The sequence below is a fragment of the Lamprobacter modestohalophilus genome, from assembly GCF_016583905.1.
Taxonomy (GTDB): Bacteria; Pseudomonadota; Gammaproteobacteria; order Chromatiales; family Chromatiaceae; genus Lamprobacter; species Lamprobacter modestohalophilus.
Genome location: NZ_NRRY01000051.1, coordinates 1 through 21,825 on the forward strand (window position 1 = coordinate 1; position 21,825 = coordinate 21,825).

15 protein-coding genes and 3 pseudogenes are annotated in these 21,825 nt (G+C 63.4%); 5 read left to right on the forward strand and 13 right to left on the reverse strand.

The annotated features are described in order from the left end of the window. Positions 1–99 (forward strand): annotated as a pseudogene (locus tag CKO42_RS28610) (IS1 family transposase); the annotation flags it as partial. Between the two features lie 163 nt (positions 100–262). Here CKO42_RS28610 and CKO42_RS21005 read toward each other — a convergent pair. The 13 genes and pseudogenes from CKO42_RS21005 to CKO42_RS21065 form a co-directional block, all read right to left on the reverse strand. After that, positions 263–3,259, reverse strand: a complete 2,997-nt coding sequence (locus CKO42_RS21005; RefSeq protein ID WP_200248384.1) for a mechanosensitive ion channel domain-containing protein — start codon at positions 3,257–3,259, stop codon at positions 263–265. Positions 3,260–3,506: 247 nt separating this feature from the next. After that, positions 3,507–4,637, reverse strand: coding sequence for a transporter substrate-binding domain-containing protein (locus tag CKO42_RS21010; RefSeq protein WP_200248386.1), 1,131 nt, complete (start codon positions 4,635–4,637; stop codon positions 3,507–3,509). Positions 4,638–4,709: 72 nt separating this feature from the next. Beyond that, complete coding sequence (locus tag CKO42_RS21015; RefSeq protein ID WP_338034966.1) at positions 4,710–5,834, reverse strand: esterase/lipase family protein; 1,125 nt, start codon at positions 5,832–5,834, stop codon at positions 4,710–4,712. 190 nt (positions 5,835–6,024) lie between these two features. Further along, positions 6,025–6,627, reverse strand: coding sequence for a DUF3611 family protein (locus tag CKO42_RS21020; RefSeq protein ID WP_200248388.1), 603 nt, complete (start codon positions 6,625–6,627; stop codon positions 6,025–6,027). A 238-nt stretch (positions 6,628–6,865) separates the two neighbouring features. After that, the gene (locus CKO42_RS21025) at positions 6,866–10,066 is read right to left on the reverse strand and encodes an efflux RND transporter permease subunit (RefSeq protein ID WP_200248390.1); all 3,201 of its coding nucleotides are present in this window, start codon (positions 10,064–10,066) and stop codon (positions 6,866–6,868) included. 6 nt (positions 10,067–10,072) lie between these two features. Next, positions 10,073–11,209 carry an efflux RND transporter periplasmic adaptor subunit gene (locus CKO42_RS21030; RefSeq protein WP_200248393.1) on the reverse strand — a complete coding sequence of 379 codons (1,137 nt, stop codon included), beginning with the start codon at positions 11,207–11,209 and terminating at the stop codon, positions 10,073–10,075. Between the two features lie 322 nt (positions 11,210–11,531). Next, entirely contained in the window at positions 11,532–13,478 is a 1,947-nt protein-coding gene (locus CKO42_RS21035; RefSeq protein WP_200248395.1) for a complex I subunit 5 family protein, read from the reverse strand. Beyond that, complete coding sequence (locus CKO42_RS21040) at positions 13,475–15,511, reverse strand: proton-conducting transporter transmembrane domain-containing protein (protein WP_338034967.1); 2,037 nt, start codon at positions 15,509–15,511, stop codon at positions 13,475–13,477. The genes CKO42_RS21035 and CKO42_RS21040 overlap by 4 nt, the downstream gene beginning before the upstream one ends. Beyond that, complete coding sequence (locus CKO42_RS21045) at positions 15,508–15,831, reverse strand: NADH-quinone oxidoreductase subunit K (protein WP_200248397.1); 324 nt, start codon at positions 15,829–15,831, stop codon at positions 15,508–15,510. The genes CKO42_RS21040 and CKO42_RS21045 overlap by 4 nt, the downstream gene beginning before the upstream one ends. After that, on the reverse strand, positions 15,828–16,871 hold the full coding sequence (locus CKO42_RS21050; protein ID WP_200248399.1) for a hydrogenase subunit MbhD domain-containing protein: 1,044 nt from the start codon (positions 16,869–16,871) through the stop codon (positions 15,828–15,830). Before CKO42_RS21050 ends, CKO42_RS21045 begins: the two co-directional genes overlap by 4 nt. A gap of 299 nt (positions 16,872–17,170) precedes the next feature. Then, positions 17,171–17,428: pseudogene (locus tag CKO42_RS27540) on the reverse strand (cation:proton antiporter); the annotation flags it as partial. Then, positions 17,425–17,727 (reverse strand): monovalent cation/H+ antiporter complex subunit F, encoded by a 303-nt coding sequence (locus tag CKO42_RS21060; protein WP_200248405.1) that lies wholly within the window; start codon positions 17,725–17,727, stop codon positions 17,425–17,427. The pseudogene CKO42_RS27540 and the gene CKO42_RS21060, both read right to left, overlap by 4 nt. Then, entirely contained in the window at positions 17,724–19,886 is a 2,163-nt protein-coding gene (locus CKO42_RS21065) for a DUF1576 domain-containing protein (RefSeq protein WP_200248407.1), read from the reverse strand. Before CKO42_RS21065 ends, CKO42_RS21060 begins: the two co-directional genes overlap by 4 nt. Before the next feature lie 555 nt (positions 19,887–20,441). Between CKO42_RS21065 and CKO42_RS21070 the strand changes: the two are divergent. From CKO42_RS21070 to CKO42_RS21080, 4 genes and pseudogenes are all read left to right on the forward strand, one after another. Next, a pseudogene (locus CKO42_RS21070) lies at positions 20,442–20,552 on the forward strand (urease subunit gamma); the annotation flags it as partial. Positions 20,553–20,587: 35 nt separating this feature from the next. Further along, the gene (locus CKO42_RS28025; RefSeq protein WP_274608946.1) at positions 20,588–20,713 is read left to right on the forward strand and encodes a hypothetical protein; all 126 of its coding nucleotides are present in this window, start codon (positions 20,588–20,590) and stop codon (positions 20,711–20,713) included. Next, complete coding sequence (locus tag CKO42_RS21075; protein WP_200248412.1) at positions 20,714–20,989, forward strand: urease accessory protein UreE; 276 nt, start codon at positions 20,714–20,716, stop codon at positions 20,987–20,989. Positions 20,990–21,084: 95 nt separating this feature from the next. Beyond that, positions 21,085–21,792 (forward strand): urease accessory protein UreD, encoded by a 708-nt coding sequence (locus tag CKO42_RS21080; protein ID WP_200248461.1) that lies wholly within the window; start codon positions 21,085–21,087, stop codon positions 21,790–21,792. Positions 21,793–21,825 lie beyond the last annotated feature (33 nt).

The following is a 21,825-nucleotide window of genomic DNA, read 5'->3' on the forward strand; positions in this document are numbered from 1 at the left end:
GCAAGAAAGACAATCTGTTTCTCTAAACTTGAAAAGATGCATGACATTGTCATCGGCCTATTCATCAATCGCTACGAGTTTGGGCTAATAATTCAGTAGGCAGCAGGTACATATCTATAACACTACCCGCGAACCAAAGACAGCGGCTTGGAATCACTCGCTTTCTGCACTTGACTTCTCGGCGTAGCACGAGATGACCGAATCAAAATACTTGGAACGACGATATTCATTCATCGCTTACCCACCGATGAGACAGTTCGGCTCAAGCTGGGTTATCAATGGTCGATGAAATCGTAGAGGAAACGTTAGAGGAGCTGCCTGAATCGAGCTCAGGCAGGCGTCGCAGCAGCAGCTCCTGCGTCGGATAGGCAAAGGCCACCCCAGCCTCTTCGAAGCGTTGGTGGATACCGAGATTGATCGCCTGCTGCACATCCATGTAGAGCGTGTAATCCGGGCTCAGCACGTAGTAGACCGCCTCGAACACCAGCGCAAAATCTCCAAACTCAGCAAAATGCGCACGATCGAAGCGCGCGTTCGGAACGCCTTCAATGACCTCGCGAAGCATCACCGGAATCTGCTCAATCAGATGACGCGGGGTCTGGTAAGTCACTCGCAGCTTGAAGGCAATACGCCGCTCCTTAAAGTGCTTAAAGTTGTGGATACGGCTGTTGAGCAGATCGCTATTGGAGAGCACCACCAGCTCACCGGAGAGACTGCGGATGCGCGTGGTCTTCACCCCAATGTGCTCGATCACACCAAGGGTCTGCCCGGACATGACGAAATCGCCCACCCGGAATGGCTTGTCTAGAATGATCGCCATCGAGCTGAACACATCGCCAAGGATGTTCTGGACCGCGAAGGCAATCGCCAAGCTGCCAACGCCGAGTGCGCCGACCAGGCCAGCGACGGGATACCTGAAATAGGCCAGCAACGAGACGACAACCGTGATCCAGATGCCCACCCGCAGGAAGAACAGCAACAGCCCATACGCAGTGACGGTCGAGGGATCTCGCATCTCCTGGCGTGTGCGCCGACGGTTGAAGTAATCGACCATCGCCGCATTGGCCCAGATGCCAAGCTGGATGTAGAAGGCCACCACCAACAGGGTCCAGAGCCAGTCTTTGACCGTCGGACTGGCCAGGCCGGAGAAGACCATCGCCACATAGAAGGCGGCGATCAACACAAAGAGCTGACTGGTGTTGCCCGCGATGGCCGAGAGCGCCAAGCGAAAGTCGCCATAGACGGCCGTTGGGCTCTTTGCTTTGCGCCGATTCAAGGCACGCCGCGCCCCCATCCGCACCAGCGAGACGACAAAGATCACCACCACAAACATCGCAAGGGCGATCGCCAACTCACGCACGCGGATACTCTGGTCGTCGATCACCAATATCTCAGCGTCCCACCAGGTACTGATCGTCTCCTGCGCCTGCAGCAGTTGCAGCGACAGCGTCTGCTCTTGTACCAAGGCCTCAACCTGGGGCCGCATCCCCTCCAGCAGCGCGATCAGCTCACCCTGGACCTTGAGCAATTCGCGGCCATAGCCTTCAGCGAGATCATGGGCCTGGCTGCGAACCGCCATCGCCTCGCGCGCACCCTCGCTGAGCTCGGGATCACGCAGCCGCCGCGTCTGTGCCAGCTGTATGGAGCGCAGGGCATTGAGACGCCCTTCAATGTCGTCCTTTTCAGCCTCTGCTTCCGATGTATCCATGATGATCTGCCGCAGAAGCGCTGCCAGATCAAGCGACTCAGGGTCGTTCATCAACTGATAACGTTTTTCCCAGAGCGACCGCATCCGGATCAGGTTGTCGATTGCCGTGGTCAATGAATCGACGCTGGTGCGCGCCGCATCGAGCTCAGCCTGACGCGCCGCTACCCATTCCTTCAAGGCCGCCTGGTCCGCGCTATCGTCGGCTTCGGCCAATCGGCGCTGCGCCTGATACAGATCAGACTCCGCCTGATCCCCTGTGCGTTGCAGGGCGTCGATCTGCGCTTTCATCTCCTCTTCGCTCGCCGACAGCTCCGCGAGCCGCTGATCGAGCGCCTCACGAGAGAGTTCGATGCGCTCCTCGAGAAACGCGATGCGTGCAGCCAGCAACGTCTGTTTCGTTTCAGCAAGTCGGTCCTCGTTGCGCGTCAGCTCGAGCGCACGCTGGTTAGCGGCCAACTGCTGCCGAGCGAGCAGCTCCTGCAGGCGCGCGAGCTCGAGATCCTGCTCAAGCGCAGCTCGCTCGGTCGCGCTGATCCCATTTCTCGCTCCATTTCGATCGGCTGCGGTGAGTTGATCACGCACCGTGCGACGCGCACGCACGGCCGCACTCAGCTCCTTTTCAGCGGCATGCAAGCGACGCGTCGCGGTCTCGATGCGCGTCTCCGCGACATCTTCAACCGCCTGCGTCATCGATAGCTCGGCCCGTTGCTGATCAAGTAACGAGATCGGAAATGGGGGCTCTAACGCCACCCCGTCGCGTTCGACGGTCTCAAGCTGCTGGCGTCTCTTTGCAAGGTCAGCCTCGATCGACTGCAAGCGCCCGCGCAACGTCGCCCGCCGCTGCACACTGATCCGCAGCTCGCGCAGCACCTCAACCTTGTTGCGAATCTTCGCGACGCTTGCCTTGAGCGCGTTGAGCGCAAGCTCGCCATCAGCGGCTTCAGCGTCGGCAGTCGCAGCCGCATCTACCTCAGCTGCGCTAGCGGCATCCGCCTCGGCTGCACGAGCGGCATCCACCTCGGTTTCAGACTCCGCGCTCGCCGCCTCCTCATCGCTCGTGTCGACAGCCTGGCTCGCACCATTCTCGCCTTCAGCCCCAGGCTCGACCGGCGCGGCTTCCTGCGCCTCAACGTCTGCCGCCGCGGCAGCCTCCTGAGCCCCTGCCTCTAGCGCCTCAGCCGCTTCCTGAGCCGCAGCCTGAGCAGCCTCGAGCGCAGCCTCCTGCTCCGCCAGCCGCGCATCGATCAAGTCCAGCGTGATCTGGAAATCCTCCGCCGAGGTCATCGGCTGGGGCAGCCCCGATAGCCCGATCATCGCCGGGTTGAACGCCAGGGCGTCGGCCTCCTGTGCAGCGGCCAGCGGTTGCGCCTCGGCGGCCTGCTCCGCCGGGGTTTGATCGCCTTCGGCGCCTTCAGCGCCTTCAGCGCCTTGCTCGGATGCCGCAGATGCGGGTGCGGGTGCGGGGGTGTCGTTCTCTTGGGACAATGCGGGCAGTGGCAGCAGCAAGGCAAGCCATAAGAGAGAGGCCGATAGGCTGTACTTAAATATCATAAGAGATTTAAAATCAAGGGCTTGCGATGGCAGGCCAACGCAGACCGTGGCAGCTGAATGGCACGAGACCAGAGAATAGAAAATCAGTGTATCGGCTCGAGCGCGCCTGTATCAACCGCGCCATCAGGGTAGACAAAAGCTGTTCACACTCAAGCCAGCACCCTTTCAGGCAAGCGCTAGGCAGGGGACAAACCGATGCAATACACCGACCTAGCAGCGGTTTCGGCTCAAAGCCTGGCGGCGGTCGTTAGTGATCGGGCCCCAAATAACGGTCCAGGATCTTGTCCCAAGCATCGGATCGGATCAGCTCAAGCAAGGTCAGATTGACCGGGTCGCGGAGCTCGCTATCGGGCGGCAGCGCAATGCCATACTGCTGTCGCCGCAGCAGAACCGGCAAGACCCGTAACTGCTGCGCGAAGGCCTCGGCGATCTCAAAACGCAGGATCGGTGCATCATGAACCACCGCATCCGCCTTGCCCTGAGCAACCTGCCTGAGCGCATCCGACAGATCAGCGACCCGGCGATGACGGACACCCTGGTCCGCGAGGAAAAGATCGCTGGTACTCCCGCTCAAGGCCAAGACACGCTTCAGGCGCAGATCGTCGATGCTATCGATCGAGCTATCCAGCTCATTCACGGTCAAGGCCGTCGTGATCGCCGCAGTGAAGGTGGAGATTGCGATCAGACCCGCGAACATCCAGACCATACCAATCGAGCGCCCGAGCAAGGTCGTTGGCGCCTTATCCCCATAGCCGACGGTCGTCATAGTCACCGCCGACCACCAGACCCCAGAGCCAATCCCGGACAGCGGCTCCCGGTGAAATTGGCTATTGGCGCGCCGCTCCGCCAGCCAGATCAAAACCCCGACGCCGATCAAGAGCGCAAGCAGTGCTCCAATGACGGCCAAGAATCCGGGCGAGATCAAGCGCACAATGAGCGCCAACAGGTTGCCACTGCGCTGCGGCACCGCAATCGCCAGCCCGGAGGCGTGAAACGAATGCGAGAAATCCAGCAACTGCTCGCGATCGCTGGTGATGGTCAGTGCTGCAACAGCCGCATCCACCCGTCCCGCAGCGGTCGCCTCCAGCATCTCAGTTAAGCCGAGCTCAATAAACTGGAAGTCAAACCCATTCTCCTCGGCGATCTGATTCCACAGCTCAATCGCGATCCCCGACCATTGCCCTTCGGCCCCCTTGAACGCGAATGGTGGTGCCTCCCGCGTCGCGATGATCATCGCGGGCTCCGGCACGGCCTCCACCATCTCCGTCGACAGCACTGCGGCTGCTTGATCAGAGTGGACGTCATCCACCTGAGCACCAATCTCGGCTGCCCACCAAAGCACCGGTACGAGCAGCAGCCAACTCAGCGAAGACCGCATCGGCATCTCCATCGTTGAGATCAAAAACGTTTTGTCGACCTTGCCTGCACGGGGCTGCCATCTTGGTTGCGGTCAGTCAGCACAGGGATCACACCAAGCTTCAAGTTGCTCAATAATCGGCGCGATGGCCGGGGGTGTTGGATCGTCGGCGAAGAGGCGGCGCAGCATGGTGCGATGGGCGCCGTTGACGATGATCGGCTCTGCAACACCCTCAAGCTGCAGTGACTCGACGCTGACAGCGCCATCACCGAGCCCATCGCCTAGCCCATCGAACCAGGCATGCAGCTGCTCGCCGAGCATCTCGGAGCCGACCTCGGCAGCGGCCGCATCGAGGCTGGCGATGAGCTGTTTCGGCGGCTCGACCAAACGCGCACCGATGATGGCGCGCGGCACCGATGCAGGCCAAGGTCGCGCATTCAAGGCCTGCAAAAACGCGCTGCCTGGGCGCAGATCGATCTTCGCCTCCCCTAATCCATCGCGCAGACCGGCGAATAGCGAAAAGCGTCGGCGCTGGGCGTCTTCAAAGTGCTCGCGCAGCTCGAGCCAGATCCGCAACCGCGCCCAGTCGGAACCCTGATTCGGGGTGCCAACCATGAGCACGCCGCCGACCGGGGCGCCTTCGATCTTGGCCGGTTCGCCCACCGGATGTCGCCAGCGGGTGACGAATTCGCGCGCCAGCAGCCCGCCCATGCTATGGCCGATCAGGATCACCGGGCGGTCGTCGGGCAGCATTGCCCAGTGCTGGGCCAAAAAGGCGGCACTGCGATCGATGCCCTGATCGTTCGGATAGCGCAACTCCCAGACCTCGAAGCCGGCCTCGGCCGCCGCTGGGGCCAGGTCATCCCAGATGATGCCGGGCTCATCGAGGCCGTGGATTAAGATCACGCGCGGGCGCTCGGAGGCGTGAGTGCTCGAGGCAGCCAGAGTCTTAGCCGTATCCGGCGCAGCCGGCAGACGCAAGAAGAGGCCGTGCCCGTTACCGGTCGGGCTCATCAACTCCGGAAACCAATCATCCAGTTGATCATGGACCAGGGTGCGCAACGCCCGCTCCTCGCTCGGATACAGCTCGGCCCAGAGCGTCCAAAAAGCGGCGATCGCAAGGATCAGCGCGGCAACTTGGAACGCGCGCCGACGCACAGAATGGCCTGAATGATCACGCGCCTCAAGAAACGCTTGATCGTCCTTAGATGAGAGCACCGTCTTGAATCGGCTCCATAGCTTTGGATTGAGATCAGCAATCGATGTACCGAGAACAGTCTGCTCATCGAAACCCTTGCAACAGGGTTGCGTTGAACGAGGAAAGGGCTAGCTCGCCGAGCGAGCTAGCCCCGAATCACAGAGGACCGGATAGACGCGAACGCATCCGTCCCGTGGCTGAATCCGTTGTTCAGTCCTCAAGCGACTCGTAGGTGTGGGTGGTGCGGAACAGTAGCCAGAGACCAAAGACGGTCGCCAGCACCTCGGCGGCCAGCGCCATGACGAGCGCCATCAGGCTGGCAAAATCAACCGCCGAGACCCAGGAGCCGCCGAGCGAGGTCGGCGTGGTTTGGATCGTTGGTACACCACCCTGGGGCGCGGCGAGGAAGTAGAACAGCATCTGCGCAACCTCGATCAGCATCACCAGGATCGAGAAGACAATCCCTATGCTGCTCGCGATGAGGCCGATCCAGACCGTGCGCGTGACGCTGCCCTCGCTCGGGCGCTGCGCCGGGTCAGCGATCTTGCGCCCCAAGGCCGGATAGCGCGAGAACCAAAAGATGACGAATACCAGCAGCAGCAGATTCATTGCGCTCAAATAGCTGACAATCGGCAAGCCTTGGCGCGGCCCGGTGATACTGCCGGAAAAGGTAAACACATAAAACATCAGGAGCACCGGGAAGGCCCCCATCACGATCTGGGTCCAGAATCCGATGCGCCCAGTGCGCTGGAAGGTCTTCGCAAGGCCATCAACCTTGGAGACATGAAGACCATTGACGAGATTCTTCAGCATGATTGACCTCATTCGCCCGTGGCGACTGATTGGGAGTGATTAGGAAAGACAGCGAGACATCACATCACGGGGATCAAGCGCCCCAGAAAACCTTAAGTATCGAATGGATAAGCATAGTCCTCGGGTGTTCGCGGGGCAACGCAGCAACGCGGCCCGAGGGGCCCGCAGCCTTACTGCGATAAACGCCCCCCGGGGATCAGGCTGATCATCAAGCCAGATCCGATTCGATCTGATCCGATCAGCTCTGCGCTGGTGCCGACACGGCATCAGGCGCGGCTCCTTTGCCTGTGGCTGTACCGCTTCCGGTTCCCTCCCCGCCTTTGGCATCGCCTCCAGTGCTAGCCTCAGCGCCCTTCACCCGCTCACGCAGGCTCTGCACCAACACATACAGCGGCGGGATCACGATGATGCCGAACACCGTCGCTGCGACCATACCACCCAACACCACGACACCGAGCGAGACCTGACTCGCCGCGCCAGCGCCGGTCGCCAGCACCAACGGCAGCATACCGAGGATGAAGCTGAACGCGGTCATCAGCACCGCACGGAAGCGGATGCGCGCCGCATCAGCAGCCGCTTGCTGGATCGGCAGGCCCTCCTCGCGCAACTGCTTGGCGAACTCGACGATCAGGATCGCGTTCTTACTCGCCAGACCGATCAGCATGACCAGGCCGATCTGGGTGTAGACGTTGTTATCCAGCCCCACCGCCCAGGTCGCTGCCAGGCCACCCACCGCCGCGATCACCACCGACAGGATGACCGAGGTCGGCACCGTCCAGCTCTCATACTGGGCGACCAGGAACAGATAGACGAACAGCAGCGCCAGCGCCAGCACGATCGCCGCTTCACCACCGGCCTGGACCTCCTGGTAGGTGGTCCCGCTCCAGTCGATCGCGAAGCCGTCCGGCAGATCATTGCGCTCGATCTGCCGCAGCGCCTCGATGCCCTCGCCGGTGCTGCCGAGCGGCGTGACATTGACGCTGGCAGCGCGGAACATGTTGAAGCGCCGCGTGCTCTCCGGCCCCAGCACCGGCTCCACCGTCACCAGCGAGGCCAGCGGCACCATCTGCCCGCGCGCATTGCGCACATGCAGCTTGGCGATGTTTTCGGGGCTCATCCGAAACGGCGCATCGGCCTGCAGGAAGACGCGGAAGGTGCGGCCGAAGAGATTGAAGTCGTTGACATAGAGCGAGCCGAGATTCGCCTGCAGGGTCAGGAACAGATCCGAGACCCGCACCCCCATGGCCTCGGCGCGCTGGCGGTCGATATCTAGGAACAGCTGTGGCGTGCGCGCACTAAAGGTCGAGAAGGCACGCTGGATCTCAGGGTTGTCGTTGGCGTTGATGATGAAGCCCTGCAGCACCCCTGCCAGCTCTTCTGGTGAGCGGCCGGCCAGATCGAGCAGCTCCATCTCGATACCGCCGGCGGTGCCGAGACCTTGGATCGGCGGCGCCGCAAAGGCAAACACCGTCGCCTGTGGGATCGAGAGCAACTGTGGCTGTACCCGCGCCAGCACCGCGTCGGCACTATTCTCAGGCGCCGGGCGCTCATCCCAATGCTTCAGGATCGCGATCGCCATTCCACCGCTCGAGCGCACCCCGGCCAAGAGACTGAAGCCGGCGACGGTGAGCACGTGATCAACCTCCTCCTGTGCCGCCAGCGTCTGCTGGACCTGATCCAACACCGCCCCGGTGCGGTCGACCGAGGAGGCGTCGGGCAGCGAGACATCGATGAAGAAGTAGCCGGTGTCCTCGCTTGGGATGAAGCCGGTCGGCACCTGATTGAACAGCCAGCCAGCACCGACACCGCTGGCGATGATCACCAACAGCGCGATGAAGGAGCGCTTGCCAAGGCTCGTGACCAGTGCGGTGTAGCCGTTACGGGTCCGGTCGAGTGCGTTGTTGAACCAGCGCAGCGGTCCGCGCGGCGCACGCGACGGACGCAGCAACAGACCGCAGAGCGCCGGACTCAGGGTCAAGGCGACCAGGGAGGACAGGGTCACCGCCACCGAGATGGTCACCGCGAACTGCAGGTAGAGCTGACCGGTGATGCCGGGCAGGAAGGCGGTCGGTACGAACACCGCGTAGAGCACCAAGGTGGTGGCGACGATCGGGCCGGTGACCTGCACCATCGCGCGCTTGGCGGCCTCCTTGGCGCTGAGCCCCTCTTCGTCCATCAGGCGTTGGGTGTTCTCGACCACGACGATGGCATCGTCGACGACGATACCGATGGCCAGGATGATCGCGAACATCGACACCGTATTGATCGACAGCCCAGCGGCGAGCAGGATCGCGAAGGCGCCAATGATCGAGACCGGGATCGCCAGCACTGGCACCAGCGTCGAGCGCCAGTCACCGAGGAACAGATAGGTCACCAGGATGACCAGCCCCAACGCCTGGAACAGCGTGATGACCACGTTGCGCATGCTGATGCGCACGAAGTCGGTGGTGTCGTAGTAGATCGCGTACTCGAGATCATCCGGGAAACGCTCGGCGAGCTGGTCCAGGGTCGCGTAGACGCGATCAGCGGTCTCGAGCGCGTTGGCGCCCGGTGACAAGTAGATGCCGAGTGCGGCGGTGGGCGCCCCATCGATCCAGGCATTAGCGTCGTAGGTCTGAGCGCCGAGCTCGATGCGCGCGACATCGCCCAGGCGGATGGTCGAGCCATCGGGGTTGGAGCGCACCAAGATGTCCTCGAACTCAGAGACCTCGGTCAACCGCCCCTGTGCCTGCAGGCTGTAGGTGAACGCACGACCCTCATTGCCCGGCGGCGCGCCGAGCCGGCCGACGGCGGCCTGCAGGTTTTGGCGGCGGATGGCATCCACCACCTCGGCCTCGCTGACGCCGAGCGCGGTCATCACCTGCGGGTTGAGCCAAATGCGCATCGCATAGTCGAGCGGCCCGAACTGGCTCGCCTCGCCGACGCCGGGGATACGCGCCAAGGCATCGCGGATGTTGATCTCCATGTAGTTGGAGAGGAACAACCGGTCATAGGAGCGCTTCGGCGACAGCAGGTTGATGGTCAGCAGCATATTGGTCGACTGCTTACGCACCGAGACGCCCTGCTGGACCACCTCGTTGGGCAGCGTCGGCGTGGCGAGCGCGACCCGGTTCTGCACGTTGACCGCGGCGATGTCCGGATCGGTGCCGAGCGCAAAGGTCACATCGAGCCGGTAGCTGCCAGTGTTATCGCTGGTCGAGGTCATGTACAGCATGTCGTCGACGCCGTTGACCTCGGCCTCGATCGGCGCCGCGACGGTCTCGGCAACGACCTCGGCATTGGCGCCAGGGTAACGGCCCTGCACCGAGACCTGTGGCGGCACGATGTCTGGAAATTGCGCGACCGGCAGAACCTGAATGGCGATGGTGCCGGCGATGATGATCACCAGCGAGATCACCATCGCGAAGCGCGCGCGATTGATGAAGAAGGCGGAGAACATAGCGGCTCAGCCCTCGTCGTACAGGGTTGCCGGGCTCGGCTGCACCCGCATGCCCGGACGTGCCTTCTGCACACCCTCGACGATCACATGCTGCCCTAGCTGCAGCCCAGAGGTGACGACCCAGTCGGTATCGACCCGCGCTCCCAGTTCGACGCGCGCGATCTCGACCTGATTCTCGGCAGTGACCACCAGCACCAGACGCCCGGCCTGATCCTGCTGCACCGCGATCTGCGGCACCACCATCGCCATCTCGGGCTGGGCCGCTTTGGCCACCACGGTCACGAACTGACCCGGCAGGAGCACTTCGCTCGCATTATCGAAGCTGGCGCGCACCCGCACCGTGTCGGTGGTCTGATCGACCTCGGGGTCAAAGAACTCGAAGCGGCCGGGCTCTTCGAGCATCGAGTCGTCGGCCAGGCGGACGTAGGGTAGGAATTGATCGTCGCTGCCCTCCATCCGTCGCACCGCCAGCATGGTGCGATCATTGACCGGGATGTTGACGAAGACCGGATCGATGCGCACCAGCCGCGCCAGCGGCCCCGAGGTCGGCCCGACCACGGCACCCTCAGGGAAGGCAACGCGGCCAATGCGGCCATCGAAAGGCGCATGAATCTCGGTGTAGCTGAGCTCGATCTCGGCGCGCTGCAGTGCCGCCTGTGCCGAATCGCGTGCGGCCCGGGCCTCTTGCTCTGCAGCCACCGCGGCATCGAGCTGAGCCCGAGTCGCACCGCCGCGCTCGATCAGGGGCTCGATACGCTCGCGCTGAAGCCGCGCGTTGGTTAGCGTCGCGGTACTGCGCTCAACATCCGCACGGCGCGCGGCCACGCTGGCCTCGAACGGCTCAGGCTCGATGCGGAACAATAGATCGCCCTCATTGACCATCGCGCCCTCCTCGAAGGTGCGTTCGGTGAGGAAGCCGTTGACACGCGCGACCAGGTCGACGGCATCGATCGCCTCGACGCGGCCGACGAACTCCATTTGCGGCGTGATCTCGCGCTCGACCACGGGTGCGACGCCAACCGCCGGCGGTGGTGGGGGCGCAACCGGCCCCGCTGCTTGATTGCCAGGCTCGCAGGCGACCAGCCCAATCGCGCTCGACAGGATCGCGCTCGATAGAAAGAAGAGACCCAGGATTCGCCGCATGAGGACTCCGTGATGGTTTGGTGAAGTCGATGAATAAGAGCTCGAAGCGCACAAACTGGAGGCGCGTCGATGCATGATCGGTACCCGCGCGCGTCGCAACTTGACGGCACTCGAGTGTGTTGATGTCTGAATCTGTGCTGGCACATCCAATCGTTGCAACACAGGACAAGCACTCTCCCTAGGCTGAGGCACTGCCAAGCTAGTCATCACGTCAGCGCTGCAACAAGCACTGGCAGAATTGCGGCTTGCGCGGTCGCGCTGCGAACTGCGCAACGTTACTCGATCACGAGTTGATTTGCTCGGCCAAAAAGCGCTGTTGCGGTCAACGCGCATTCAGCACCCCGCCCCAGAGCAGCAATGAGAGGAGCAACAACGCCGAGCCGGCCACCGGCCACTGTCGCAGGCCGCGATCGAGCACCTCGACACCGGCACCGATTGCGCTCAGCAGACGCCTGAACGGTGCACTCCAAACCAGGATGTCGCCGGCTGGCACCTGCGGTAGCCGCTCAGCCCAGCGCCAGAGCGCCAGCATCGCGAGCGCTCCAAGCAGCAAGGGCCAACTTGCCTTCCAGAGATCGGCTGGGTTGATCGAGCGCGCCAGCCAGGTCTGCGTGGTACCGAGACCGAGCCAAGGCAGGAGCAGCCAAGGCAGCAGGAGTGCCGCGAGCGCCATTAGCCACCAGGGCAGCAGCCGGCGGAACACACCCTTAGAACGAGCATTGACCGCCTCGGGGCTGTTCGCATGGAAACTGGTGACGCTGGCTGTAGCCCGACTGAGATGAGTCGCTTTGGAGAGGTCCGCACTTGGGCTGGTGTCATCTGGACTGACCTCATTTGGACTGATCACATTTGGGCTGGTCACACTTGAGCTGATCTCCTCTGGACTGGTCACACGTGGGCTGATCTCATCTGGACTGGTCACAGCAGCGTTTGCTGCAGGCGCAGTAGCTGTGCCGAAACTCAGCGCTGCTTCATCGCCGCTGACCCAGAGTCGGCGCAGGAAATGCAGCATCAGCAGGGTCGAGCCCGCCGCCGAGAGTGCCGCCAGCAGCCCGAGCAACGGCGTATCAAAGAGTGGCTTCAGTGCCAGCTTGGCCGCTGCGCCCCCGGTCAACGGCAGACCCGCGATGCCAAGCCCGACCAGCGCCGCCGGCGCCAGCACCAGCCAGCGCCGTTGGATCACACCGTCAGCGACCACACCGAGACCGAGAAAGAGCGCGCCCTTGGCGAGCAGATGATGCGCCGCGTAGAGGGTGAGCAACAGCACTGCGGCCGATTCGCCTGCACGCAATGCCAGTCCGGTCGCCGCTGCGATCAGTCCCATCTGGCTGATGCTCGAATAGGCCAGCACGGTCTTCGCGTTGCGCTGGGTGATGCCGATCGCGATGCCATAGAAGGCGCTGATCAATCCCAGCACGACCAACAGCTCACCCCAGGACGGCGCCCCGGCCTCGAACGGCAAGAAGCGGATCAGACCGATGACACCAGCCTTGACCGCGGCACCGCTGAGCACCGCCGCAGCGGGGAACGGTGCCGCGGTATAGGCCAGCGGCATCCAGACATGCCCCGGCACCAGGGCGATCTTGAGCGCGAAGCCGAGCAGCAGCAGCGCCAGACTGAGCCCCGACCAAGGTGACCCTGAGAGCCTCGCAACCACGCTGCCGATCGCCAGACTCGGCTCCGGACTCGACGCCGAGAGCAGCGCAAAGGCCAACAGCAAGGCGATCTCGCCGAGGATTGCCAGCAGCAGGTAGAGGCCGGTCGCGCGGCGCGCGAAGGCGGTGCCATCATGCGCGATCAGACCGAAGGCGGCCAGGCTGACCAGCCCATAGAACAGGTAGAAGCTGACCAGATCGGCGGCGATGAACACGCCGAGGCTACCGGTCAGGGTCAGCAGCCAGAACAGCGTGAAGCGACCCCGATGTGGTGATGCCTGCAGCATTGGCGCGGCGTAGAGTCCGCCCGCCGCCCAGAGCAGCGCGGCAACGCCGAGCAGCGCAGCGCCGGGCCGGTCGACGACGAGGCCGATCGCGAGGCCGTTGGGATCGAACAGCAGCGTAATCGCGGCAACCTCGCCGTTGGCGATATCGCCCTGGCCGAGCACCAGCAGCGCGACGATCGCAGCCGCCAGCGCCGGCAGCGGGATCAGCGCAAGCAGAACCCAAAGGCGCTCGCGAATCGGCTGCACAAAACAGGTCAGCACAGCCAGGGCCGGCGTCGCCAGCCCAACGCCAACCAGCAGCTCGGCCATCGGCAGCGAGGCGATCATGGCAGTGACCCCATAGCGCTGGATTGAGCCCCGACAGCGCTAGGCAGTGGCGCTACAGAGCTGGTTGAAGGCCCCGCGACGGTTGGCAGTGACTCCGGCGCGCTTGGCAGTGACCCCGCAACACCTGGCAGTGGCTCCATCACACTTGCCAGAAACCCCGTAGCACTTGGGACCGGCGTCACGCCGCTTGCCGGCAGCTCAAACGCACTGAGCCCAGCGGGCTCGGCCAATGGCTCTAACATCGCCATCGCCTCACCACCGCGACCGATCTGCAGGATCTCAAACGAGGTCAGCGGCACCAGCCCGAGCGCAATCGAGATCAAGGCGAGGGCCAACACGATCAGCTCACGCGAGCGCGCGACCGGCCGCTGCAGCCGCGGTTGCCTCTGGGCCGATTGGACCTGACCCGTTTGCCCTGGAAGCTGGGACGATGATCGCGGCGATTGGACAGAGGCTCGTTCAGGCGAGACTTCAGAGGCCGGCTCCGGCGGTGGAGCAGACGCCAATTCAGCCGAGGCTCCAGTCGCCAACTTCGGCAATGGCTCAGATACTCCCTCAGACTGCCGTCGCGATGCAGGCCCAGCGGCCAAATCGGCATCCGATTCAGAGAAGCTCGCCGCCGCCAGCACCCGATACAGATAGGTTCCCGTGAGCACGCCGCCAAACAGGATCACCAGTGTCCACCACCACTGACCGGTCTCGATCGCGGCGCGCAGCAACAGCCATTTGGCCGCGAAGCCTCCACTCGGCGGCAGCCCCATCAACGACAGCCCGGACAGCGCAAAGGCGACCAGCGTGATCGGTAGCAGTCGGCTGAGACCGCCCAGGTCCGCGATGCGATCATGGCCGAGTGCGATCGCGATCAGCCCTGCCCCCATGAACATCGAGGCCTTCGCAAACGCATGCGAGACCAATTGCAGCACACCGCCAGTCCAAGCCGCCGGGGTGCTGCCATCGGCCAGCGTCGGCACCAGCACCGGGCTGACCAGCAGCGGGAAGATCAGGAACAGATAGCCGAGCTGGGCCAGGGTCGAATAGGCGATCAGCATCTTCAGCCGCGCTTGGCGGATCGCCATGATGCCGCCGAGCAGGATAGCCGCAGCGCCAAGCGTCGCCAGACCCTGCGCGATCTGCTGCGTATAGACCACCGGCATCAGGTCGATCCAGAGCCGGAAGATCAGATAAAAGGAGCCCTTGACCACCAAGGCCGAGAGGATGGCGCTGGCGGCGGCCGGCGCGCCGGCATGCGCCGGCGGCAGCCAGAGATGCAACGGCACCAGCGCGGTCTTCGCCAACAGCCCGGCGGTCATCAGCACCACCGCGGCAATCGCCGCCGGCTCCACTGCTGGTTCTGCCGCGGCCAATCCTGACCCCCGCATCGCCGCCGCGAGCTGGCCAATATCGAGCGTGCCGTAGGCGCCATAGAGCAACGCCGCTCCAAGCAGATAGAGCACCGAGCCGAGCAGCGCGAACAGCAGATAGCGCAGCGCCGCCTGCAATGTCTCAGCGCTGCCCTTGAGGCAGACCAAGGGCACTGCGGTAAAGGTCAGCAGCTCGATGGCCACATAGAGATTAAACAGATCCTGGCCGATGAAGACCGCGTTCAGCGCCGCCCAGAGCCCGAGCAGCAGGGTCCAAAAGGCCAGCGGCGTGCGCGCCTCATCGACATCAGCCGGGGTTGCGAAATCGGCGCGGGCATAGAGTCCGACCCCAGTGATCACCAGCGCCGTAGTCAGCAGCAACACAGCGGAAAGCCCATCAACGCGCAGCGCGACCCCGAGCGGCGACGCCCAACCGCCGATGTCATAGCTCAGCGGCGTGCCTTGATCGAGCACTAACGCAGCCACGGCGACCGCCAATGCCAACCCAAGCGGCAAGGTCAAGAGCGCGATGCGCTCCGCGGCGCGGCTACCCAGCACGAAGCCGAACAGCATTGCCAGCACCGGCACGACCAGTAGCATCATCAGCAGCTCGTCGGACCAGCCGCTGAGGGCGGCCAAGAGTCCACTCGTGTTAATCAGCGCAGAATTCACGAGGACTCCCCCTCTGACTCATCCTCGACATCGTCAAGCCCTGCACTCTCCCCCAAGCGCACCAGCAGCCCAACCGCCAGCGCGGTCGCCGCAAAGGCGACGACCAAACCAGTGATCACCAAGGCCTGAGGCACCGGATCACCACCAAAGCCTGCCCCGGCACCGCGCTGGGCGATGACACCGAAGAGCAGAAAGACGCCACTGCCAAGCAGATTGAAGGCCAGAATCTTGCGCAGCGCGCTGGCGCCGACGATGACGCCATAGAGGCCGAGGCCGACCAGCAGCGAGCCCAAGAGTGCATAGAAGGTCACTGAACTCATGGTCGATCCTCGAGAAAAGGTTCCGACCGCTGATCTGACGGCAGTGCCGGCCGTGGCTGCGACGCTGCCCTTTGCAGCTGCGGTTGAAGCGAGACCGTGGCCGCAGGCAACCCTGCCAGGATCAAACCCAACACCACCGCCACTGAGACCAGCAACACCACCTCGATCAGCAGGATCAGCGGCTTCTCGAAACCGACCGGATAGGCCAGGAAGTCACCGGCCAGCCAGATCCCGGCCAGGCCAATCGCGAAGAAGACCAGAGGCCCGATCACCGCCAGCAGCCGCGGCAGCCGTTGCGTCACCGCTGGCGGCTGCATGACGCCAGCCACCATCGCCAAGGCCCAGACCCCGGCGAGCAAGGCACCGGCCTGAAACTTGCCGCCCGGCAGACTGGCGCCAATCCAGAACAGATGCAGCGCGACCAGGATGACCAGCGGCAACAGGATCTGCGCCAGCAGCACCAGCGCCGGCGACGGATGCGGCAGCGGCAGCCATGCCAGGCGTTGCCGCCAGCTCGCATCGGGGATCAGCGACCAGAACGCGATCAGGGCCAGCACCAGCACCACGGTCTCAAACAGGGTATCGACCGCGCGGAAGACCATCAGTACCGCCGTGACCGGGTTCTCGACCGCCGTTGCCGGCAGCTCCGCCGCCACCGTCGCGGCCAGCGAGGGCGCCGGGTCCGGTAGGCTCAGCACCACCGCGGCGAGCCCAAGCGCAACCGCCGCTGACAGCAGCGCCGCCAGCAGATGCAGTGGCCAGCGGCGACGCGCCCTCGCTGTGGCTGGCGCCGGCGGCACCCGGGTACTCGCACCGAGCACCAGCAAGCCGATCAGGCCACCGCCGATCGCCGCCTCGGTGAGTGCGATGTCGGGTGCATCCAGACGTATCCAAACGATCGCCATCAGCAGGCCGTAGACGAGAAAGCCGATCGCCGCGCGCAGCGCATCGGCGGTGAGGATGACCCAGAGGCCCAGCAGCAACGCCGTGGCTGCGAGCACGAAGTCTGCCAGCAAGGCGAGATCGAAGATGGCACTCATCGGGTGGCGTCCTCGAGCCGAAGCCTGCCAATCTCGATGTCGGTCGCCGACTTGGTCGGAGCCTTTGCGGCATTATCGTCCGCATCAGCCGCCGTGGCCTCACTCGCAGCAAGGGCAGCACTAGTAGCAGGCGCAGCGCTAGCAGCAGGGGCAGCACTAGCAGCCGGGGCGAAGGCAGTATCGCCCGCAGCAGCGTCATCGGTCGCCAGATCATCCGATGCTGCAACATGATCACCACTGTCATCGCTATCCCCCATACCACCGTTACCCTCGGCATCAGCGGCAAACTGGGTGGCCACGATCAATTGGCCGGCGATGCTGCCGCCAATCACCATCAGCACCCAGATCGCAAGCAGCTTGAGCGCCGTGAACGGCCAAGACACCTGCGGCAGCAGCCCAATCACGACGAGCCCCAGCCCCAGCGCATCGGCCTTGGTCAGCGCATGCAGGCGCGATAGCGGATCAGGGAACCGCAGCAGCCCGACCACGCCGGCGACAAAGAACAGCAGGCCGAGCGAGACGACGATCAGCGTGAACAGGTTCGCCAGGTCGGTCATGGGCGTTGCTCCGACTCTTTTGCTTGCCGGCGCTCGGCGAATCGCCGTCGCAGCGGCTCGGCAAAGGCGACGGTGACAAAGGTCGCGAGCAGCGTGAGCATGAGGGCCAGGTCGATCACACCGGGTCGTCCGGTGGCAACACCGAACAGCAGCAAGACAGCAATGCCAGCCGTACCCAGCAACTGCTCGGCCATCACCCAGTCGGCCGCGCGATGGCTCAACAGCAACCGCGCCAGCGCCACGACGATGATCACAAGGATGAACAGGGCCGCACCCATCAGAAACGCTGGCAGGCTCATTTCGGCTCTTCCTCGCGATACAGGCGCAACAGAAGCTGCTCATCCTGCGCTAGCCCCTCTGCGATCGGCCCGCGGGTATCGAGACAATGGAAGACGAGACGGCCTTCGGCATCGGTCCCGGCCGCAATGGCTCCTGGCGTCGCACTGGCGAAGGTCTGCAGAATCGCCCGCTGATGCGGTCGGCGGAGACTGCTCGCAAAGACGATATAGCCGGGTCGCAGCGGCAGACGCGGATCGAAGGCACGCCGAGCGACATCGATGCCACCCAGCACGGACTGCACCAGGAAGCGCCCCATCAACGCCATGAGCGCGCTGAGACGCCATGGGCGCGGCCCCGGCGGTAGGACCCAGAGGCTGATCCAGGTCGCCATCGCGGTAGCGATGAGTGCGATGGCCAGATCAGCGGCGAGCTGGGCGTTGATGCCATCGCCGATCCCAACGCCGGCCGCGATCCCTGCCCCTGCGCCGATCACAACGTCGGCTGCGATCCCCGCCCCTGCCCCGATCTCAGCGCCGAAGCCCGTAGCCAGTAAGCCTGCACTGCTCCCCAACAGCGTCCGCAGCGCACCCAGATCCGGCGCCGACAGCAACAGCCAGATGACCAGGAAAAACAGCGCCCGCAGCAGCACGGCACCAAGCCAGCGTCCGCGCCCCAGCGCCACCGCTTGCGCAGCCTGTTTATGAGCGACATGGTCGTCAGCACCGCTAGTACTCACCATGCCGGGACGCGAGCCAGCACCAGCACCATCGCCATCAGTCAGCCCGGCGCCAGTTTGCGCATCCACAACCGACTCCGAAATCTTCTTCGTCGGCTCCCTGACACTCGGCTCAGATGCCCCCAGCTTGACAGCACCGCTTGCCGGCTTCCGACCAGTCAGCCCCCCTCGAGCACGAATCGCCAGAATCACCGGCACCAGAATCGAGGCCACGATGCCCGCCGCAAAGCCATTGTTGTAGAGATTCAGTCCCCCATGCACGACCCCCACACTGAGCGCGGCCGAGGAATGGATGAAGCCGGCAATGATCCCCCATTGCCAACCGAAATAACCGGCGATCGGCGCCAGGTTGGTGCCAAACAGTGCCGCGAGCTGGACCGATGGGTCCGCCACGCCCCAAGGCTTGGCCAGTGACCCGAGGAACACGCCGGCGATGATCGGAATGATATTGCGCGGATGCTTACCGAAGGCGGCAAAGCCGACGATCGAGAACAGTGCGCCAATCGTCGGCCCGTTCAGATCGCCACCGATGGCGAGGAGATAGACCAGCCCAACGGCACCACTCAACCCCATGTTGATCAGGGTCGCGCCCAGACCTGCGCTGGCCAGGAAGTCGCTCGGCGCCTGACCCGAGGCACGCATCAGCAGCCAGAATCTGGAGAAGGCGCGCCGATCGATGACCACGCCGAGCAGCACCATCGACAGCAGCAGCACGCCGACGAACGAGCCCAGCAGCAGATTATTGCCGGTGGTCCAGATGAACACCGGATCGGCGACGAAGCCGTAGGAGGCATAGATCGCCACCACTAGAGTGCCGACCAGGCCTGCGGTAAAGCCCATGTTGTAGAGCGCGAAGCCGTCGTGGGCGCGAAACAGCTGCGCCGCAGCCGCCGGCAGGATGAAGCCGATCAGCAGCCCGGTGACGACGGCCAACGGCAGGCTGATGCTGAGCGGCAGCGTGGTGCTGAAGAGGATCTCGCTGACGATCGGCGACAACGCAATGCCAAAGAAGGCGGTATTGATGTGGGTCGAGAACGGCTGGCCGCGCCAGCGCGCGTGCAGTGCAACGCCCGCGATGATGAACCAGACATTGAGCAGGTTTTTACCGAACAGCCCGAAGCCGAGCACCAGAAACAGCGCTGCGATGGCGGTGCCCGTCATGCGCACGCGATTCAGCGCATAGACCAGGCAAGCCGCCAGCGTCAACAGACCGGTGCTGACCAAGGCCGCACCGATGCCACCAACGCCCATGTAATCGGTCAGGAGCGTATCGCGTGAGATGAGGATCGAGCCCAGCCCGTGCAGGACGTCGCTCGGGGTATCGATCAGCAGCCCGAACAGCACGAAGGCCAAGGCATAGCCCGCCACGATCAGCAAGACGATCCGATCCGAAGGCGCGACAGACGCACCGGTCCCCGAAGGTAAGGCGTGGTCGGTTCCCATCAAATAGCTCGTGTCGAAAAGGCTCTAAGAGATTGGCTCTAAGGGATTGACGATAACAGACACACCAAACAACAGCGTCAAGCTGCGCGGCAGCAAATCACATCTTTGGCCGTCACTCAATGCGATGGGCGGGCTCAGACACATGAACGGTGCGCACTGAACACGAGACAGTGTGCGCCCGACGACAACAAACCGTAAATGGCTTGGTCCTCATCAACGCGGGGATAGTAGTGGTATCGGTCGGTCTTTGCAAAGCGATCGTTAAAGTCTAGCCGGGGAAATCTGCTCGACGCCGGCCCTAACCATTCTGATTTTCCAGCCTTATGGCTCTATAAAACAATGACTTATGATTTCGCTTTGACCTCAAGCAGGATGAATCATGATTTTCGCTTTCTGCCTTCCGGCTAAGAACCGCATTCGATGTGCTGAGTTTCATGAAAGCTTACTTCTTGTTCTTCAATGCTCATTTTCAGCCGCCCAAAGCGCTTGTCGCCATGCCAACCGGCGTCTAACCTTTTCACAGCCAATGCCGCTCTCACTGAATGAGGAGAAGTGATGCATCTCACGCCGAGAGAATTCGACAAATTGCTCGTCTACATGATGGCCGACGTCGCGCAAAAGCGCCGCGATAAGGGGCTCAAGCTCAATCACCCGGAAGCCGTTGCGCTGAGACGATAAACGCAGATGATGCGATTCATGGCGTGAACGCTGCGGATCAAAGCACGCCAGTCTCCGCTGAGCTGCTTGCGCTGCGCACCTGCGTCGAGCTTGGTCACGCGCTCGGTAACCAACATTGGCCCGCGCTGGTCAAAGGCACCTGCGTCTAGGTGCCGTTGACCGTCGACCGCAAGGTCATGAACTCGGTGATGAAGACGCATGGCTTCGAGGGGATTCAGTACAGCTTCGTGCCCGGCTCCGAGATCGTGCCCTATCTGGCGCCGCATGAGTCGCGACGACTGTTTGGTGCGGCCGAGGGGGCTGTGCATGGCCATAGCACCAGCGCCAGCCATCACAGTCACGACGGCAGCCCGAGTCATGACCAGGTTGCCAATCATGCTCATTCCCATAACCAGCGTCATGGCCACGATCATGGTCATGGCTAGTGCATCACTTCAGACAAGCCGAGACCGTTCTCACCGTCGCCTTGCTCGCAGCGCTGTAGGAGCCCGCTTGCGGGCGACCTCGCCGGGGGGCCTGGCTGCGAACATCGCCCGCAAGCGGGCTCCTACCTCGCAACGACGGGGGGCAGCAGCGATCGGTTTCGGGATTTTCGCGATCTTGCACTCATGTCACCACCCAGTCGGCGACCAAGATCCATTCGATGGACGCCAACTATGCCGCCCAGACGCAGCAGATCGCTCTCGCTGAGGACGCCTATCTCGAGTTCTTGCCGGAGCCACTGATCCCACATCGACGGGCGCGCTTCATCAGCGATACCCGCATCCAGCTCGCCGACAATGCGACCCTGCTCTACGCCGAGATCCTGCAGCCCGGCCGCAAGCACCATCATCCGGACGAGTGCTTTGGCGCGACGCTGCTGTCATTGGCGACGACGGCAACCCGTCCCGACGGCCGGCTGCTGTTCAGCGAGAAGCTGGTGATCGAGCCCGAGCGTCAGGTGCTGCGGCAGACCGGCGTGATGGACGGCTTCGACGTCTTCGGCAACCTGATGCTGCTGACCCCGCCGGCGGTCGCCGATCGCGTCGATGCGCGCATCGGTGCCGCGGTCGATCAGGTCGGCGGGCTGGCCTTTGGCGCTTGCCGGCTACCCAACGACGCTGGGCTCATTATTAAGGTTCTGGCGCGCGAGACCGAGCAGGTCAAGGCCAAGCTGCGCGAGTGCTGGGCAATCGTGCGCGAAGAGGCCACCGGCACCCCGCTCTCGCCGCCCTTCTTCTGGCGTTGAGTGGGTACACTCTCAGCAGCGGCATCGCGTAAA

What these genes read in the sequence shown, in the direction of transcription:
- CKO42_RS21060 (WP_200248405.1), bottom strand. Translation starts at nt 17,727, where the DNA reads ATGAGCCTGCCAGCGTTTCTGATGGGTGCGGCCCTGTTCATCCTTGTG.
- CKO42_RS21035 (WP_200248395.1), bottom strand. Translation starts at nt 13,478, where the DNA reads ATGATCGCCTCGCTGCCGATGGCCGAGCTGCTGGTTGGCGTTGGGCTG.
- CKO42_RS21050 (WP_200248399.1), bottom strand. Translation starts at nt 16,871, where the DNA reads ATGAGTGCCATCTTCGATCTCGCCTTGCTGGCAGACTTCGTGCTCGCA.
- CKO42_RS21010 (WP_200248386.1), bottom strand. Translation starts at nt 4,637, where the DNA reads ATGCGGTCTTCGCTGAGTTGGCTGCTGCTCGTACCGGTGCTTTGGTGG.
- CKO42_RS21065 (WP_200248407.1), bottom strand. Translation starts at nt 19,886, where the DNA reads ATGGGAACCGACCACGCCTTACCTTCGGGGACCGGTGCGTCTGTCGCG.
- CKO42_RS21030 (WP_200248393.1), bottom strand. Translation starts at nt 11,209, where the DNA reads ATGCGGCGAATCCTGGGTCTCTTCTTTCTATCGAGCGCGATCCTGTCG.
- CKO42_RS21025 (WP_200248390.1), bottom strand. Translation starts at nt 10,066, where the DNA reads ATGTTCTCCGCCTTCTTCATCAATCGCGCGCGCTTCGCGATGGTGATC.
- CKO42_RS21045 (WP_200248397.1), bottom strand. Translation starts at nt 15,831, where the DNA reads ATGAGTTCAGTGACCTTCTATGCACTCTTGGGCTCGCTGCTGGTCGGC.
- CKO42_RS21020 (WP_200248388.1), bottom strand. Translation starts at nt 6,627, where the DNA reads ATGCTGAAGAATCTCGTCAATGGTCTTCATGTCTCCAAGGTTGATGGC.
- CKO42_RS21005 (WP_200248384.1), bottom strand. Translation starts at nt 3,259, where the DNA reads ATGATATTTAAGTACAGCCTATCGGCCTCTCTCTTATGGCTTGCCTTG.